Here is a 16,703-nt window from a genome sequence, read left to right on the forward strand (position 1 = left end):
GGCAGGCCCGGCCAACGTATCCGCTGGCCGGGTGATCAATCAACGGTTGGCGAAATACATCGTCACTTCGAAGCCAATGCGCAGATCGATAAACGCGGGTTTAGTCCACATGGGTCATTCCTCTTCTTGTGCCCGGGTGATTCCGGTAGAGCCATTAATGCACGGGGCGATGAGCGCCCGAATGCTACTTTCGAAGGAGTTTGCGGGGTGATTTGGTAGGGGGTGTTGCATGGTCATTGGCATCACACAAACCCCATGTGGGAGCGGGCTTGCTCGCGAAGGCGGTGTGCCAGTCAACATCTCTGCTGAATGACACTCCGCATTCGCGAGCAAGCCCGCTCCCACAGGTTATGCGGCGTGTTTAAGGAATCAGAAGAACCCCAGCGGATTGATGTCGTAGCTCACCAGCAGGTTTTTGGTCTGCTGGTAGTGATCGAGCATCATCTTGTGGTTTTCCCGACCGACTCCGGACTTCTTGTAGCCACCAAACGCCGCATGCGCCGGGTACAGGTGGTAGCAGTTGGTCCACACGCGCCCGGCCTTGATCGCCCGGCCCATGCGGTAGGCGCGGTTGATGTCGCGGGTCCACAGGCCGGCGCCGAGGCCGAACTCGCTGTCGTTGGCAATCGCCAGGGCTTCCGCTTCGTCCTTGAAGGTGGTGATACCCACCACCGGGCCGAAGATTTCTTCCTGGAACACGCGCATCTTGTTGTGGCCCTTGAGCAGGGTCGGCTGGATGTAATAGCCGCTGGACAGGTCGCCTTCCAGACGTTCTGCCGCGCCGCCGGTGAGCAGCTCGGCGCCCTCCTCCTGGGCAATGGTCAGGTACGAGAGGATCTTGTCGTATTGCTGCTCGGACGCCTGGGCGCCGACCATGGTCTCGGTGTCCAGCGGATTGCCGCGCTTGATCTTGACGATCTTCTTCATCACCTCGGCCATGAACGGCTCATAGATCGACTCCTGCACCAGCGCCCGGGACGGACAGGTGCAGACTTCGCCCTGGTTGAAGAACGCCAGCACCAGGCCTTCGGCGGCTTTTTCGATGAACGCCGGTTCAGCGTTCATGATGTCTTCGAAGAAGATGTTCGGCGATTTGCCGCCCAGTTCGACGGTGCTCGGGATGATGTTCTCGGCGGCGCAATGCATGATGTGCGCGCCCACCGGGGTCGAGCCGGTGAAGGCGATCTTGGCGATGCGTTTGCTGGTGGCCAGGGCCTCGCCGGCTTCGCGACCGAAACCCTGGACGATGTTCAGCACGCCCGCCGGCAGCAGGTCGGCGATGAGCTCGGCGAAGACCATGATCGACAGCGGCGTTTGCTCGGCAGGCTTGAGTACGATGCAGTTGCCGGCGGCCAGGGCCGGGGCGAGTTTCCAGGCGGCCATCAGCAGCGGGAAGTTCCACGGAATGATCTGCCCGACCACACCCAGGGGCTCATGGAAGTGATAGGCCGTGGTCAGCTCGTTGATCTCGGCAGCCCCGCCTTCCTGGGCGCGGATGCAGCCAGCGAAGTAACGGAAGTGGTCGGCGGCCAGCGGCACGTCGGCGTTCAGGGTTTCGCGCACGGCCTTGCCGTTGTCCCAGGTTTCGGTGACGGCCAGCACTTCAAGGTTCTGCTCGATGCGATCGGCGATTTTCAGCAGCACCAGGGAGCGGTCCTGGGCCGAGGTCTTGCCCCAGGCATCCGCTGCGGCATGGGCGGCGTCCAGGGCCTTGTCGATGTCGGCGGCGCTGGAGCGCGGGAATTCGGCGATCACTTCACCGTTGACCGGCGAGGTGTTGGTGAAGTACTCGCCATTGATCGGAGCGACGAACTCGCCACCGATGAAGTTGCCGTAGCGCGGCTTGAAGGTAATGAGGGCGCCTGGGGTTCCGGGTTGTGCGTAGATCATGGTGGGCCTCTGTCTGGGTCGATGCCTGTCGTACTGACAGGCGATGAGCCGATACTAGAGAGCCCCGCGTGCCAGACGAATGCATCGTTGGCAGGAGGGGCTCTCGTTATTTGGTCGTAGATTTCACACTGATCACTGTAGGAGCGAGCTTGCTCGCGATGAGCCCGAGAACGCCACGGGGTATCAGGTTTCCAGCGTTATCGTTGACGACCATCGCGAGCAGGCTCGCTCCTACAGGGGTTATGCGGTGGAGTCGGGATCAGTGCTTAGCGACAAGGTCCTTAGGCAGCTTGAAGGTCCAGAGCATGCCGCCCTGGTTGAAGTCCTTGATGCGCTTGGCCACTTCACCGCCCCACAGCGGTACCGCACCGCCCCAGCCGGAGAGCACCGAGACGTACTGTTCGCCGTCCATTTCCCAGGTGATGGGCGAGCCGAGCACGCCGGAGCCGGTCTGGAATTCCCAGACCTTTTCGCCGGTCTTGGCGTTGAAGGCCTGCAGGAAGCCTTCTGGCGTGCCGGTGAACACCAGGTTGCCCTTGGTGGTCAGCACCCCGCCCCACAGCGGCGCGTAGTTCTTGTGGCGCCAGACTTCCTTGCCGGTTTTCGGATCGATGGCCCGCAGCACGCCGATGTAGTCTTCGTTCAACGGCTTGATGGTGAAGCCGGCGCCGAGGAATGCCGCGCCTTTCTTGTAGGCGATGCCTTCGTTCCAGATGTCCATGCCCCATTCGTTGGACGGCACATAGAACAGCCCGGTGTCCTGGTTGTAAGCCATCGGCATCCAGTTTTTCGCGCCGAGGAACGCCGGCGCGACAAACACCGAACTGCCCTTGACTTCGGAGCCCGGGGCACCGGGACGACTGGCCTCGTTGTAGATCGGCCGGCCGTTCTTATCCAGGCCGGTGGCCCAGGTGATCTTGTCCACGAACGGGAAGCCACGGATGAATTTGCCGTTGGTGCGATCCAGCACGTAGAAGAAACCGTTACGGTCGGCAGTGGCCGCCGCCTTGATCTCCTTGCCACCTTCGCTGTAGTTGAACGACACCAGCTCGTTCACGCCATCGTAGTCCCAACCGTCGTGGGGCGTGCTCTGGAAGTGCCACTTGATGGTGCCGTCGTCCGGGTTGAGCGCCAGGCGCGACGACGAGTACAGGTTGTCGCCAGGGCGCAGGTGCGAGTTCCACGGCGCCGGGTTGCCGGTACCGAACAGCAGCAGGTTGGTTTCCGGGTCGTAATAGCCGCCCAACCAAGGGGCCGCGCCGCCGGTTTTCCACAGATCACCCGGCCAGGTCTTGCCCGCTTCGCCGCCGGAGATGCCGTTCTCCACCGCTTTGCCGTCCTTGTAGACGTAGCCCATATGGCCTTCGACCGTCGGCCGGGTCCACAGCAGATCACCGTTTTTCGGGTCGTAGGCCTCGATCTTGCCCACCACGCCGAACTCGCCACCGGCCACGCCGGTAATCAGCTTGCCGTTGATCACCAGCGGCGCGGCGCTGATCGAGTAGCCTTCCTTGTGGTCGGCGACTTTCTTGCTCCACACCACCTTGCCGGTGTCTTTGTTCAGCGCCACGAGCTTGGCGTCGAGAGTGCCGAAAATCACCAGATCGCCATACAGAGCGACGCCACGGTTGATCACGTCGCAGCAAGGGCGGATGTCATCGGGCAGGCGTGCATCGTATTGCCAGAGTTTCTTGCCGGTGCGCGCATCCACGGCGAACACCCGGGAGTAGGAACCGGTCATGTACATCACGCCGTCCTTGACCATCGGCTGCGCTTGCTGGCCACGCTGTTTTTCACCGCCGAAGGAAAACGCCCACGCCGGGCGCAGTTCCTTGACGTTGTCGACGTTGAGAATATCCAGCGGGCTGTAGCGCTGCCCCTGAACGCCGAGGCCGTTGGTCACGACCTGTTCCGGGTTCTTCGGGTCCTGGAGAATGTCCTGGTCGGAAACCCCGGCCAATGCCTGGCCGGACAACAGCATGGCACTGAGCAGCAGGCTCAAGACGAAGGGCTGGCGACGTGCGGGTTGGGTCATGACGGCTTCCTCTGCGGATTTTTGTTATTTCCGGAAAATTTTCCCGGTCTGGTGCAGATTCTTGAGCGCCGCCGCCCTAGCAACAATTGCCCGCAATGAGGAGATTGCTAGTTCCTTCGTACAGGGTGGGAGGAGATGAGCAGCGAATTTTGTGTCCGGCATAGATCCCTTGTGGGAGCGGGCTTGCTCGCGAAGACGGAGTGTCAGGCGACATCGATGTTGAATGTGTCGGCCTCTTCGCGAGCAAGCCCGCTCCCACATTAGATCGGGGTGGGTCAGTTATTTGCGTTGGAATCCACCCGCGTCATCCGCTCACGCTCGTAACGCGGGTACAGATGGCTGACGCTGCGGATCAGTTCATAGCGGCTCAGGTTGATCCCGGCGAAGCGTTCGGGGATGGGGCTGCGGATCATCTCGGCCATGTCGCTGCCATTGGCCGCGCCGTCGCGCATCAGCTGATCGAGCCAGGTCAGGTAATCGCGCATCTGCTCGAACGGTTGTGGATCGCTCGACACCGGTCCATGGCCCGGCACGACCTGCGTCCAGGGCAAGCCTTGCAGGGTCGCGATGTCCGCCAGCCACACCGCCAGCCCTGGACTGTTGGGCGTGGTCAGCGCCCGTTGATAAAACACCAGGTCCCCGGCAAACAACACGCCGGTTTGCTGGTCGAGAATAGCCAGATCCGCGCCCGTATGCCCACCCAGGCTCAGCAGACGCAGATCGTGATTCCCAAAACTTTTCACCCCGGGTGCCAACGCCTGGGTCGGCAACACCACTTCGGTGCCACGCATCCAGTCGCCGACCATGCGGTACATATTCTCGGCCATGGCATCGCCTTGCTGATGCAGTAGCTCGGTGGTGCCGGCCAGGGCGCCGATCGGCACGTCGCTGAAGGCTTGGTTGCCCAGCACATGGTCCGGGTGGTGATGGGTCAGCAAGACCTCGATCACCGGCTTGTCGGTGGTGGCGGCAATGGCCTTGCGCATCGCTTCGCCGTAACGCCGGGACGGCCCGGTGTCGATCACTACCACACCGCGTTCGGTGACGATGAACGCGGTGTTGACGATGTTGCCGCCGTTGGCCTTGGCGAAATTATCGGTGCTGCCTTCCAGCAGCCAGGTGTCCTGGGCGATCTGCCGAGGCTTGAGTGAATATTCGAGATCGGCCAGGGCCGGCAGACTGACGCTCAGCACCATCAACAGGATCCAGCGCATGCCACGCTCCTTGGGGTCAGGGGATCGACGCATCGAACTCATTGCCGCTGTTGTCCCGCAGCAGCAGGCGCGTTTGCCCTGCCCCTTCGATGTCGAAGGCCAGGTTGGGGTTTTCGCTGACCGCGGGAAACAGCTCCAGCCGGGCCAGCACTTGCTCGTTGTGGTCGCGCAGCTCGGCATGGTTGATGAAGAATTCCGGGATGCCGCTGACCATGCCGTTGTCCATGGGATGGGCCACCTGCAATCGCAAACGGCTGAATTCGCCCCGGGGATAGCGCCCGCCGAGCACTTCGCCAATGCGCTCTTCCCAGCCCGGTTGATTCCGAACCACGCTCGGTGCGGTGCAGCCGCCACCCGCTGCGTCAATCAGGGTCGAGCCGACATGCCACAACCCGTCACGGGTCAACACCGCCGCGCGCAAGGGCGTGGCCTGTTCGATGCGAATGCGCAACGACAGCCAGGGCAAAACCGAATTCAGCGGCTGGAAGTCGACGATTTTCGGCAAAGGGTTAAGTTCTGCCCAGGCGAGGATTTTCACCACCTCGCCCTTGAACGCCCTGGCGTCGATTTCCAGCGGTACCTGCCGGGCATCTTCGGCAAACGGCGGCGCCAGCAGCTTGACCCGCTCATCGAAAACGAACGGCGCATTGCCCAGGAACTGCTGGTGATAGAAGGCCCACATCACCGATGGCACCGGGTCTTTACCGGGATCGATAGCGCCAGCCTGTGCCGCCAGGCTTAACCAGCAAGCCAACAGACAACTCCCTCGCCATTTCATCGCCTGCTCCTTATTGATACATCTCGGGTACGTCGTATTGCAGGCCGTAATGGCCGTAGATGGTCTTCACCGAACCCTCGCGGATAAGCGCTTCCAGCGCCTCCTCCACGGCATAGGCCAGTTGACGGTTGCTTTCGTGCACCGCCATGCCGATTTCCCAGAGTTGCTTGCCCATGTTCGGATAGGCATTTTCTGCCAGTGCCACTTGCGGGTCGGCCGCTTCATGGACCTGCCAGTCGATTTCACCGCGCATGGCCATCACCGCGTCGACCTCACCGGCCTTCATCGCGGCAAACGCCTGGGGTACGCCCGGATAGTGATGGGTCTTGCCGGCGAGCATGCCGTTGAACACCGAGGTCAGGTAGAACGACGGCACGCTGTCGACTTCGACACCAATCGGGTGCTGCTCGAACACCGCGACGCTGGCGACCTTGTCCAGCCGCCGGCGGTCATAGGCCACCTGCCACTGCTCGTTCTGGTACGGACCGAACATCACCACGTGGCCATTTTCCAGTTCGCCGAGTTCGTTACGCTTCTGCGCGTAGTCACGGTCGTAGGGCACGCGCATCATCAGGTCGGCCAGTTGCTGGTTGTGCAAGGCACTGGCACGCCAGATGTAATCGCGCAGGTCGTCATCGAGCTTTTCCCCGGCCGGCGCCCAGATCAGCGTCAGGCGCACGCCTAGCGCCTTGGCCAGGGCCTCGGCGAGTTCGACATCGACACCCTGGGGTTTGCCGGCGCGTTCAAAACTGTAGGGCGCGAAGTCCTTGTAGACCGCCACCTTCAGCTCCCCGGCGGCGATCATTTCGTCGTAGTTGCGAACCTGCGCCTGCGCCGCCTGGCAGCACAGCCACAGAGCGCTGATCAACACCGCGAGCAGGCGCATGGGTCACTCCTCGACGTGCACAGTATCCAGATAAGTGCGCACCGCCCACAGGGCTTCCTGGCTCAGGTAGTCGGCCATCTTCGGCATGTACACCCGACCGTCGCGCACCGCGCCATGGCGCACCCGCTCGGCGAACCACTCATCGCCCGACTCACCGACATCGAGCATGCGCAAGTCGGGGGCGATACCGCCGGACTTGGCTTCCAGGCCATGACAGGCCGCGCAGTTCTGGGTGTAGGCCGAGGCACCGATTTCCACTGCCTTGTCGTGTTCCGCAGCGGTGCGATACGGGTTCACCGCGGCCCAGCCATCGGCATCGAGTTGCACACCGGCGTCCTTGATCGGGGTCAGCCCCGGGGTGGCGACGGCCTGTGGCACCACGTTGCCGTGGGCCCAGACGGAACCTGCACTGATCAAACTGGCCAATAGCCCGGTCACGAGCAAGGCGTTGCGTTTTGTTGTCATTGTTATGCCCTCTGGATTGCACGCAAAACCTCTTGGCAGAGGCTATGGCAGCCATCTTAGAAAGCCCTGCGCCCAGACCCCATGCTGCTTTGGTGGTCGCCGCCTCCTCCCTTGGTCGTAAGGCTATCGGTGGACACGGGACGCGGGCCGTGGAGCCGGTCGACGCCGATCAGGGTCAGGATCAGCAGAAATGGCAGGAGCAGTGCTTTGACGATACGCATGGTCAATCCCCTCCAGATCAAAGGCCGTGGTTGCCCATGCTAGAACCGCGCCGCGCGTGGCGGTCTACTACCTTGGTACTGGCCCTTCGGTACTTTCTGCATATTTTCACTGCACCACAGCCTTCCTATGCTGGCGCTACCTGTAATGGAGAGCCTTATGCGCCAGCTTGCCCCTTACGCCCTGATCTACCTGCTGGCAATTGCCTGCGCCGCCGGCCTGGCCACCCAGAGCCAGGCCGCCGATGCGCCCTTGCAGGTGCGGATCGGCTACCTGGGTTATCGCCCCGACCCCGGGCCGCTGCTGTCGAACGTCATCCCCGAGCCCACCGATGCCGGATTGCGCGGCGCCGAACTGGCGATCACCGACAGCAACAGCACCGGGCGTTTTCTCAACCACGGCTACAGCCTGGTCAGCGCCAGTGTCGACAGCCCCGAGGCCTTGCTCGAAGCGGCAAAGGTGCAGCATGAACAAGGCCTGCGCCTGTTTGTGGTGAATGCCCCCGCGACCAGCCTGCGCCAATTGAGTGCAGCACTGCCCGACAGTTTGCTGTTCAACGCCGGTAGCCCCGATGACAGCCTGCGCACCACCGATTGCCTGCCCAACGTGCTGCACACCTTGCCGAGCCGGGCGATGCTCGCCGATGCCCTGGCGCAGTTTCTGGTGCTGCGCAAATGGCAGCGGGCACTGCTGATTGTCGGCCCGACGCCGGACGATCAAGCCTATGCCGCCGCCCTGCGCCGCGGGGCCAAGCGCTTTGGCTTGCAACTGGTGGCGGAAAAACCCTGGAGCTTCGATAACGACCAACGCCGCAGCGCCCAGGCGGATATGCCGCTGTTCACCCAGACCGCCGAGTACGACGTGGTGCTGGTGGCCGATGAACGCGGCGACTTCGGTGAATACGTGCCCTACCAGACCTGGTACCCGCGCCCGGTCGCCGGCACCCAGGGCCTGACCCCGGTAGGCTGGCACAAGACCGTGGAAACTTATGGCGCCGCGCAGCTGCAAAAACGTTTCGAAGCCCTGACCGGGCGCTGGATGAATGACCGCGATTTCGCCGCGTGGATGGCCGTGCGCAGTATCGCCAGCGCCGTGAGCAAACTGCGCCAGGCCGAGCCGATGGCGATCCGTACGCTGGAAATCAGCGACCAGTTGCCACTCGATGGCTTCAAGGGCCGCAAGCTCAGCTACCGGCCGTGGAACGGTCAGTTGCGCCAGCCGATTCCCATCGTCCAGCCGCGAGCGCTGGTCAGCACCTCACCCCAGGATGGCTTTCTGCACCCGTTCAACGAGATGGACAGCCTGGGCTACGACAAACCCGAGGTCAGCTGCCGCTTTCCCTGATCCGATAATCACAACAACAAGGAATCCGCCATGCGCCGCACCCTGCTCTGCCGCTCCCTACTTTCTTGGGCCATGCTGCTCGCCGCAGGCCATGCCGTTGCCAGCACAGCCTGGGTCTCCAACGAAAAGGACAACAGCCTGAGCCTGATCGACCTGCAGACCCTGCAAGTCACCGACACCCTGCCCGTCGGCCAGCGCCCCCGAGGCCTGCTGCTGTCCCATGACAACAAGCTGCTGTACATCTGCGCCAGTGACTCGGACCGGGTCCAGGTGATGGACGTGGCCACGCGCAAGATCATCAAGGAATTGCCGTCGGGCAAAGACCCTGAACAATTCGCCCTGCACCCGAACAATCGCTGGTTGTACGTCTCCAACGAAGACGATGCGCTGGTCACCGTGATCGACACCGAGACCTCCAAGGTGCTCGGCCAGATCAACGTCGGTGTCGAACCCGAAGGCATGGCCGTCAGTCCTGACGGCAAGTGGGCGGTCAACACCAGCGAAACCACCAACATGCTGCACTGGATCGACACCAGCACCCAGACCCTGGCCGACAGCACCCTGGTGGACCAGCGCCCGCGCTTCGTCGAGTTCTCCCCCGATGGCGCCCAGCTCTGGGCCTCGGCGGAAATCGGCGGCACCGTGACCATTCTCGATGTAGCCAGCCGCACCGTGCTCAAGACCCTGAACTTCCAGATCAAGGGCGTGCACCCGGACAAGGTCCAGCCGGTCGGCATCAAGCTCAGCGCCGATGGCAAATACGGTTTTGTCGCACTGGGCCCGGCCAATCATGTGGCGGTGATCGATGCCAAGACCTTCGAGGTTCTCGATTACCTGCTGGTGGGTCGACGGGTCTGGCAGATGGCATTCACCCCGGATCAGAAGCAATTGCTGGCCACCAACGGCGTCAGCGGCGATGTCTCGGTGATCGATGTCGACAGCCTCAAGGTGAGCAAATCGGTGAAGGTCGGGCGCTATCCCTGGGGCGTGGTGGTGACGCCATGAACGCCCTTGAAGTCAGCGACCTGAGTTTCGCCTACGGCTCCCGAGAGGCCTTGCGCAAGGTAAGTTTCAGCCTGGAACCCGGGCGCCTCGCCGCGCTGCTGGGACCCAACGGCGCGGGCAAGTCGACCCTGATTGCCCTGCTGACCCGGCTCTATGATCTGCAGCACGGCGAGATCCGCGTCGGTGGCTGTTCATTGCGCAGCGCGCCACGCCCGGCACTCAGGCAATTGGGCGTGGTGTTCCAGCAAAGCACCCTGGACCTGGACCTCAGCGTCGAACAGAACCTGCGTTATCACGCCGCATTGCATGGCTTGTCCCGGCGTCAGAGCGACCTTCGGGTCGACGCCGAACTGGCCCGCCAGACACTGACCGAACGCCGCCGCGAACGGGTGCGCGAACTCAATGGCGGCCATCGTCGCCGGGTGGAAATTGCCCGCGCCCTGCTGCATGAGCCGCGCCTGTTGCTGCTCGATGAAGCCAGTGTCGGCCTCGACCCGGCGAGTCGCCTGGCACTCAACCAGCACATCCGCAGTCTGTGTCGCGAGGAGCGCATCAGCGTGCTCTGGACCACCCACCTGCTCGATGAAGTACAGCCCAGCGATGACTTGCTGATCCTGCATCAAGGCCGGCTGGTGGCCAGCGGACAAGCCGATGCCCTGAGCCTGGAACACGGCGGTGACCTCGGTTCGGCCTTCACCCGCCTGACAACATCAGGAGCTGCCCAATGAACGCTTACTGGCAATGCTTCAGCGGTATCGTGCTGCGCGAATGGCTGCGCTTTGTGCTGCAACGCACGCGATTTCTCAGCGCCCTGGTGCGGCCGCTGCTGTGGCTGCTGGTGTTCGCCGCGGGTTTTCGCGCAGCGCTGGGAATCGCGATCATCGAGCCCTACGACACCTACATCCCCTATGAGGTCTACATCATTCCCGGGTTGGCCTGCATGATCCTGCTGTTCAATGGCATGCAGGGGTCACTGTCGATGGTCTACGACCGCGAGATGGGCAGCATGCGCGTGCTGCTGACCAGCCCCCTGCCCCGAACCTTTCTGCTGTGCAGCAAACTGTTGGCCACGTCGCTGATTTCGCTGTTGCAGGTCTATGCGTTTCTGGCGATTGCCTGGGTCTACGGCGTGCGGCCGCCGGCGATGGGCCTGTTGCTGGCATTGCCGGCCCTGCTGCTGGTGGCGTTGATGCTCAGCGCCCTGGGCCTGTTGCTGTCGAACGCGATCCGCCAGCTGGAGAACTTTGCCGGGGTGATGAATTTCGTGATCTTCCCGCTATTTTTCCTGTCTTCGGCGCTGTATCCGCTGTGGAAGATGCGTGAGGCCAGCGAGTGGTTGTATTGGCTGTGCGCGGTGAATCCATTTACCCATGCGGTAGAGTTGGTGCGCTTTGCCCTGTATGAACGCTTCAATCCGCTGGCATTGGCGGTGTGCGTGGGGCTGACGCTGCTATTCGCCCTGCTCGCCGTGCTCACTTTCAATCCGCAGCACGCCGCCCTGCGCAAATCCACCTGACAACACGCCCCTGTAGGAGCCGGCTTGCTGGCGATCCAGACGACGCGGTGTATCAATTTCACCGCGTCGCCTGGATCGCCAGCAAGCCGGCTCCTACTTTAGTACTGGTTCTACCTGTCTATCGTCGCATTCCCAACGCCCCCCGACTGGCATGTAATAGGTCCATAACTATAAGGACTGAACCCATGCCACGTGCCCGACGTTGCCTGTTGCGCCCTGCTCTCGCCGTCCTGTCGCTGAGCCTGCTGCTGAGCACCGCGCAGGCCGACACTGCGCTGTTCTCCACCGACGGCTATCGCATCGGCCTGTACCGCAGCCCGACGCCGGAACAACTGCAAGGCGCAACCCTCATCGACACCCCCGCCCTGCAAACCCTGCTCGGCCAAACCCCGCGCCCGGTGCTGATTGACGTCTACCGCCGGCAGTGGCTGCAAGGGCAATTCATCGAAGACCAGCCCCATGAAAACCTGCCCGGCAGCCATTGGCTGGCCAATACCGGGGACGGCGACCTGACGCCGCAATGGCAGGACTATTTCGCCGCCAACCTGAAAAAGCTGACCGCCGGCGACCCGACACAACCGCTGGTCTTCTACTGCCGCTCCGACTGCTGGTTGAGCTGGAATGCGGTCAAGCGCGCAGCCACCATGGGCTATAAGACTCTGTATTGGTATCGCGATGGCCTGGACGCCTGGCAAGCGGCCAACCTGCCGGTTTCGCCAGCCCGGCCCGAACCCTTTCCCTGAGCTTTACGCGTGCACGCAGTTGCCACACCATAATCAAAATAATGAGGTGAAAGGCCATGTACAAAATCCTGATTGCCGACGATCACCCACTGTTTCGCGAAGCCATCCACAACGTCATCAGCGACGGTTTTGCCGGCAGCGAAGTGATGGAAACCGCCGACCTGGACAGCGCCCTGGCCCTGACCCAGGAGCACGATGACCTGGACCTGATCCTGCTCGACCTGAACATGCCCGGCATGCACGGGCTCAATGGCCTGATCAACCTGCGTAACGAAGCGCCGACCATTCCGGTGGTGATTGTCTCCGCCGAGCAGGACAAACAGATCGTGCTGCAAGCCATCACCTACGGTGCAGTGGGCTTCATCACCAAGTCGTCACCCCGCACCCAGATGACCGATGCCATCCAGCAGATTCTCAATGGCAATGTCTACCTGCCCCCGGACATCATCCGCACCGGAAAAAGCAGCAGCCACCGGCGGATGAACGACACCCCGAGTTTCCCGCCCGAACTGCTCCAGGCCCTGACCCGCAAGCAACTGCAGGTGCTGGAGCGCATGACCAAGGGCGAATCGAACAAGCAGATCGCCTACACCCTGGAAATCGCCGAGACCACGGTCAAGGCCCACGTCTCGGCAATCCTGCGCAAGCTCAACGTGCACAACCGGGTGCAGGCGATCCTGAGTGCCGGGGATATTGATTTCGGGTCTTATCTGCGGCGTTGAGTCAGTAAGACCGCGGCGCCCCTTTCGCGAGCAAGCCCGCTCCCACAAGGACAGCGATGTACCTGTGGGAGCGGGCTTGCTCGCGAAGGGGCCGTCCCATGCACCGTAGATTTCAAGGCCGGCCAAGCAAATGACTCATCGCCGTCTTCAGCTTCATCGGCCGCACCGGCTTGTGCATCAGGGTGTGGCCCAGCTCGCGGATCTGTTGCTTGAGTTCATTGCTGTAGTTGGCCGTGATCATCATTGCCGGGACCGGTGAGGCACGACGGGCATTGATTCTTGCCACCGCATCGACACCGTTCTGATCGTTGTCCAGATGGTAGTCGGCGATCAGCAGGTCGGCCTCGGCGTGGTAGTTGTCCACTTGCCGCGCCAGGTCCTCCTCCGACAGCGCCGTCACCACCCGACACCCCCACCCCTCCAGCAAGGTGCGCATGCCGGCACAAATGGTCGCGTCGTTGTCCAGCACCCAAATCCGCGCACCCCGCAGGCGCTCGAGCATCGGCTCGCTCATCTGCAACGCCGGCGGCGGTGTCGGCGCGGTGGCGCTCAAGGGCACTTCGACCGAGAACATCGAACCCCGGCCCGGCCACGAGCGCACATGTATGGGATGGCCGAGGATGCCGGCAATTTTCTCGACAATCGCCAGGCCCAGGCCCAAGCCGCGATCCTGATCGGGTCGCTGCACATCACCGCGCTTGAACTCCTGGAAAATCTCCTCCAGGCGATGCTCGGCAATGCCCATGCCGCTGTCCCAGACTTCGATCGTCAGGCACTGATGATGCCGCCGGCAACCGAGCACCACGCGACCACTGTAGGTATAGCGAATCGCATTGCTCAGCAGATTGCGCAGAATCCGCGCGAGCAACTGGATGTCGCTGCGCACCAGCGCCGAACAGCCAATGAAGTGCAGTTGCAGGCCTTCACTGCGGGCCACCTGGGTGTATTCAGCAGCCAGGTTCTCCAGCAGCTCACTGAGGGCGAACGGCGCAATGTCAGCCTTGATCACCCCCGCATCGAGCTTGGAAATATCCACCAGGGTGCCGAGCAGGTTCTCCACGTCTTCCAGGGAATTGCTCACGTTGCGCACCAGAATCTCGCTGGACATCGGCTCGCGCCGCTCCAACAAGGCGCTGGTAAACAGGCGCGCGGCATTCAACGGTTGCAGCAGGTCGTGGCTGACGGCGGCGAGGAACTTGGTCTTCGACAGGTTGGCCTGCTCGGCTTCCTGCTTGGCTTCGCGCAAGCGTGACTCGACCAGGCGCCGCTCATCGATCTCGCGCAGCAGCTGGTCGTTGAGGGTGGTCAATTCCGCCGTGCGCTCGCGTACCCGCAGCTCAAGGTTCTGATACGCCTGATGCAGCGCTTCGGCGGTGCGGCGGCGTTCGGTGATGTCGCGGATCAGCACGAAAATCCCCACCACCTCGCCACTGGCCAGACGGTTGGGCACATAGGAGCGCAGCATGTAGCGCTCCTGGTTGTTGACGTTGGTTTCGGCGAACTCGAAGGTCACGCTCTCGCCGTCCAGTGCCCTGGCCACGTAGGACTCCAGCCGCTGATAATGCTGTTCGCTGTGCACTTCGCGCAGGCTCTGGCCGAGCATCACGCCGCGGGGCCAGCAGTACCACTCTTCATAGACCTTGTTGGTGAACTCGTAGACCAGGTCAGCATTGAGGTAGGCAATCAATGCCGGTACGTGATCGGTGATCAGGCGAATCCAGTGTTCGCTTTCACTCAGCGCCTCGGCGTGCTGGTAACGTTCGGTGATGTCGGTGAAGGTATTGACGAACCCCCCGGTGGGCAACGGATGGGTGCGGATTTCCAGGACCCGGCCATCGTACAGGCGCTGTTCGCATTCGCGTACCGGTCGTCCGTTGCCATCGCGACTGGCCGGGGTCAGCAGGTTCAACTCGCTGTCGGCGATCACTTCGGCAAACGGGCGATGCGCCGCCACCGGCGCCAGGCCGCTCAACTCCAGGAACCGCCGGTTCCACAACTCCAGGATGCCCTCGGCGCTGACCATTGCCACCCCTTGGGACAGGTTGTCGACCGCCCGTTGCAGCAGGTGCGACTTCTGCGCCACCGCCTGCTCCCGTCGCATGGTTTCGCTGAGTTTGACGTCGGTAATGTCGGTGAACAGGATCACCCGCCCGCCCTCCTGGGTGGGCCGCTCGCTGACTTGCAGCCAGCGCCCGTTCTGCAGGCGGTACAGCAGGTTTTCGTCGGCATGCCCCCAAGGCTCTTCGGTGAACAGGCCGTTGTTCATCATCAATCGCTTGACCTCGGTCAGGCGCATGCCGGCATTGATCCGCACCCGGCTGTTGCGCCAAAACGCCTTGAAGCGACTGTTGAACAGCACGATTCGCTGCTCGGCGTCGAACAGCACGAAGGCGTCGGAAATGCTTTCGATGGCATCGATCAGGTGTTGATGCGCCGTTTCCGCGCGCAGGCGGGCTTCGCTGAGCAGATTATTACCGGCCTTGAGTTCGGCCATGGCCTGGTTAAGGGCATCGGTGCGTTCGCGCACTTGCTCGGCCAGCACCACCGAATGCTGGAATGCCGCGTACGGATCGTTGCCGCGGGTTCCCCCGGACTCGACCCGTTCGATCAGCGCGCCATTGATGCGCTGCAGTTTATGGTTTTCCAGGCGCAGCCTGGCCAGTTCGGCCTGCAGCTCAGCGATGTCCTGGGGCACGGCCTCGGGCAATGGCAACGCCGGTGAAGGTCTGGTTGATGTGCATGCCATTGAACTGTTCTCCGTAGGTGTTGAAACCCATCACCCGTTGCTCACGCAAAAACCTGCCGATCTGATCAAGACTGCCGTCGTCTTCGAGTTCCAGACGCCGCAGGAAACAGTCGCAACCGATGGTCAGCAGCAAATCGCCCAGGCGTTCCTGCAACCCCTCGAACAGGCTCTGCAGGTTCGGCAGCATCGGCCCCGGGGTCATGGCCGTGAGGACGATGCCGTTTTCCACGGCGCAGTAGAAACTCAGGCTCAGGTCCGGATGCACCTGCTGGATGGCCCGCACGTAGTACTGCTGGTTGATCCGCACCGCCAACGGGTGCGCGGCGAAGACCCGGTGATCGAGCTGCGCCACCGGCACGCCGATGTGCCGGGCGTACTCCTCGGCAGCCGGCTCGGCATTGAGTTCGAAGACCCGGCGCAAGGTGCTGTCGGCCCCTGTGACCACCAGCTTCTCGGCGCGGGGCAGCACGTGGTGGGTGGTGAACACTTCGAAATCCAGCCAGGTATTGACCAGCACCACCACGGCCGCGCCGCTGTGGAACTCGCCATCGAAGTACACATGGGTATGGGTCAGGTAGTTGTCGTCGCCGGCCGAGCCGCCGAAATGCGGAATGTCGCCCAATGCCGCGCTCAAGGCCGCCAGGACCATTTCTTCGCGGCTGGACAGGCCATCGAGCAGGGTCAGGGCAAAGCTGTTGCCCTTGATCGGGGCCAGGGTATTGCTGCGACAGCCACTGACCAGGCGCTCGACCATTTGCTGGGCGTCGATCAGGCTGAAGTGCTCCATCTGGTCGATCAGCTCGATCGCAATGGAAAAGTGCCGGTGATCGAAACCCACCGCCGTCACGCAATTGCGCCCGTAGCCCAGCGGGGTAATTTCCCCGGCGCTGGTGCAGCCCACCAGGCGAATACCGCCGAAGCTTTGCTGCAAGGCCTGGCCCAGCGCCTGCAAGTCGTACTCGGCGGAACAGAAGAACAGCACGAACCCCAGGTGCGGATGCAACAACTGGCGCGCCAGTTCCTGCGCGACCTGCCGGGCATCGGTGGCCTGGGACATTGCACTGACGATACCTTCGCTCTGCAGCATCATCGTCTCCGGCTGGTGCGTGTGTATGAGGCACGAGTGTACGAAGTCTGTGG

General features: G+C 62.4%; 16 protein-coding genes. 6 read left to right on the top strand and 10 right to left on the bottom strand.

Going from position 1 to position 16,703, the window contains the following annotated elements; translation table 11 throughout:
- Positions 1-39: 39 nt before the first annotated feature.
- From pqqA to EI969_RS30255, 8 genes are all read right to left on the bottom strand, one after another.
- Complete coding sequence (gene pqqA, locus EI969_RS10885) at positions 40-111, bottom strand: pyrroloquinoline quinone precursor peptide PqqA (protein ID WP_110660746.1); 72 nt, start codon at positions 109-111, stop codon at positions 40-42.
- 258 nt (positions 112-369) lie between these two features.
- Positions 370-1,890, bottom strand: coding sequence for an aldehyde dehydrogenase family protein (locus EI969_RS10890; RefSeq protein WP_160387800.1), 1,521 nt, complete (start codon positions 1,888-1,890; stop codon positions 370-372).
- Positions 1,891-2,149: 259 nt separating this feature from the next.
- Complete coding sequence (locus EI969_RS10895) at positions 2,150-3,925, bottom strand: PQQ-dependent methanol/ethanol family dehydrogenase (protein ID WP_110661132.1); 1,776 nt, start codon at positions 3,923-3,925, stop codon at positions 2,150-2,152.
- 275 nt (positions 3,926-4,200) lie between these two features.
- A complete protein-coding gene (locus EI969_RS10900) occupies positions 4,201-5,139 on the bottom strand; it encodes a quinoprotein relay system zinc metallohydrolase 1 (protein ID WP_110661131.1) in 939 nt (312 codons plus the stop codon).
- Positions 5,140-5,155: 16 nt separating this feature from the next.
- Entirely contained in the window at positions 5,156-5,917 is a 762-nt protein-coding gene (locus EI969_RS10905; protein ID WP_110661130.1) for a quinoprotein dehydrogenase-associated SoxYZ-like carrier, read from the bottom strand.
- Between the two features lie 10 nt (positions 5,918-5,927).
- Positions 5,928-6,803, bottom strand: coding sequence for an ABC transporter substrate-binding protein (locus EI969_RS10910; protein WP_110661129.1), 876 nt, complete (start codon positions 6,801-6,803; stop codon positions 5,928-5,930).
- Between the two features lie 3 nt (positions 6,804-6,806).
- Positions 6,807-7,268, bottom strand: coding sequence for a cytochrome c-550 PedF (gene pedF, locus EI969_RS10915; protein WP_057397446.1), 462 nt, complete (start codon positions 7,266-7,268; stop codon positions 6,807-6,809).
- Between the two features lie 56 nt (positions 7,269-7,324).
- A complete protein-coding gene (locus EI969_RS30255; RefSeq protein ID WP_178120627.1) occupies positions 7,325-7,489 on the bottom strand; it encodes a hypothetical protein in 165 nt (54 codons plus the stop codon).
- A 157-nt stretch (positions 7,490-7,646) separates the two neighbouring features.
- Between EI969_RS30255 and EI969_RS10920 the strand changes: the two genes are divergently transcribed.
- From EI969_RS10920 to EI969_RS10945, 6 genes are all read left to right on the top strand, one after another.
- Complete coding sequence (locus tag EI969_RS10920) at positions 7,647-8,831, top strand: ABC transporter substrate-binding protein (RefSeq protein WP_160387802.1); 1,185 nt, start codon at positions 7,647-7,649, stop codon at positions 8,829-8,831.
- Between the two features lie 30 nt (positions 8,832-8,861).
- Positions 8,862-9,836 carry a YVTN family beta-propeller repeat protein gene (locus tag EI969_RS10925; protein WP_160387804.1) on the top strand — a complete coding sequence of 325 codons (975 nt, stop codon included), beginning with the start codon at positions 8,862-8,864 and terminating at the stop codon, positions 9,834-9,836.
- Positions 9,833-10,564, top strand: coding sequence for an ABC transporter ATP-binding protein (locus tag EI969_RS10930; protein ID WP_160387806.1), 732 nt, complete (start codon positions 9,833-9,835; stop codon positions 10,562-10,564). The genes EI969_RS10925 and EI969_RS10930 overlap by 4 nt, the downstream gene beginning before the upstream one ends.
- Complete coding sequence (locus tag EI969_RS10935; RefSeq protein ID WP_160387808.1) at positions 10,561-11,352, top strand: ABC transporter permease; 792 nt, start codon at positions 10,561-10,563, stop codon at positions 11,350-11,352. Before EI969_RS10930 ends, EI969_RS10935 begins: the two co-directional genes overlap by 4 nt.
- Before the next feature lie 185 nt (positions 11,353-11,537).
- Positions 11,538-12,095: a PQQ-dependent catabolism-associated CXXCW motif protein gene (locus tag EI969_RS10940; protein WP_160387810.1), complete on the top strand. Its 558-nt coding sequence runs from the start codon at positions 11,538-11,540 to the stop codon at positions 12,093-12,095.
- A 56-nt stretch (positions 12,096-12,151) separates the two neighbouring features.
- Entirely contained in the window at positions 12,152-12,817 is a 666-nt protein-coding gene (locus EI969_RS10945; RefSeq protein ID WP_110662661.1) for a response regulator transcription factor, read from the top strand.
- Between the two features lie 112 nt (positions 12,818-12,929).
- On the opposite strand, the gene nahK is transcribed toward EI969_RS10945, so the two are convergent.
- A complete protein-coding gene (nahK, locus tag EI969_RS10950) occupies positions 12,930-15,524 on the bottom strand; it encodes a hybrid sensor histidine kinase/response regulator NahK/ErcS' (protein ID WP_178120635.1) in 2,595 nt (864 codons plus the stop codon).
- Positions 15,493-16,650: a nitric oxide-sensing protein NosP gene (nosP, locus tag EI969_RS10955; protein WP_160387813.1), complete on the bottom strand. Its 1,158-nt coding sequence runs from the start codon at positions 16,648-16,650 to the stop codon at positions 15,493-15,495. Before nosP ends, nahK begins: the two co-directional genes overlap by 32 nt.
- Positions 16,651-16,703: the final 53 nt, after the last annotated feature.

It is taken from the genome of Pseudomonas sp. PB101, assembly GCF_009764265.1.
Taxonomy (GTDB): domain Bacteria; phylum Pseudomonadota; class Gammaproteobacteria; order Pseudomonadales; family Pseudomonadaceae; genus Aquipseudomonas.

What these genes read in the sequence shown, in the direction of transcription:
- EI969_RS10890 (WP_160387800.1), bottom strand. Translation starts at nt 1,890, where the DNA reads ATGATCTACGCACAACCCGGAACCCCAGGCGCCCTCATTACCTTCAAG.
- EI969_RS10895 (WP_110661132.1), bottom strand. Translation starts at nt 3,925, where the DNA reads ATGACCCAACCCGCACGTCGCCAGCCCTTCGTCTTGAGCCTGCTGCTC.
- EI969_RS10900 (WP_110661131.1), bottom strand. Translation starts at nt 5,139, where the DNA reads ATGCGCTGGATCCTGTTGATGGTGCTGAGCGTCAGTCTGCCGGCCCTG.
- EI969_RS10905 (WP_110661130.1), bottom strand. Translation starts at nt 5,917, where the DNA reads ATGAAATGGCGAGGGAGTTGTCTGTTGGCTTGCTGGTTAAGCCTGGCG.
- EI969_RS10910 (WP_110661129.1), bottom strand. Translation starts at nt 6,803, where the DNA reads ATGCGCCTGCTCGCGGTGTTGATCAGCGCTCTGTGGCTGTGCTGCCAG.
- pedF (WP_057397446.1), bottom strand. Translation starts at nt 7,268, where the DNA reads ATGACAACAAAACGCAACGCCTTGCTCGTGACCGGGCTATTGGCCAGT.
- EI969_RS30255 (WP_178120627.1), bottom strand. Translation starts at nt 7,489, where the DNA reads ATGCGTATCGTCAAAGCACTGCTCCTGCCATTTCTGCTGATCCTGACC.
- EI969_RS10920 (WP_160387802.1), top strand. Translation starts at nt 7,647, where the DNA reads ATGCGCCAGCTTGCCCCTTACGCCCTGATCTACCTGCTGGCAATTGCC.
- EI969_RS10925 (WP_160387804.1), top strand. Translation starts at nt 8,862, where the DNA reads ATGCGCCGCACCCTGCTCTGCCGCTCCCTACTTTCTTGGGCCATGCTG.
- EI969_RS10930 (WP_160387806.1), top strand. Translation starts at nt 9,833, where the DNA reads ATGAACGCCCTTGAAGTCAGCGACCTGAGTTTCGCCTACGGCTCCCGA.
- EI969_RS10935 (WP_160387808.1), top strand. Translation starts at nt 10,561, where the DNA reads ATGAACGCTTACTGGCAATGCTTCAGCGGTATCGTGCTGCGCGAATGG.
- EI969_RS10940 (WP_160387810.1), top strand. Translation starts at nt 11,538, where the DNA reads ATGCCACGTGCCCGACGTTGCCTGTTGCGCCCTGCTCTCGCCGTCCTG.
- EI969_RS10945 (WP_110662661.1), top strand. Translation starts at nt 12,152, where the DNA reads ATGTACAAAATCCTGATTGCCGACGATCACCCACTGTTTCGCGAAGCC.
- nosP (WP_160387813.1), bottom strand. Translation starts at nt 16,650, where the DNA reads ATGCTGCAGAGCGAAGGTATCGTCAGTGCAATGTCCCAGGCCACCGAT.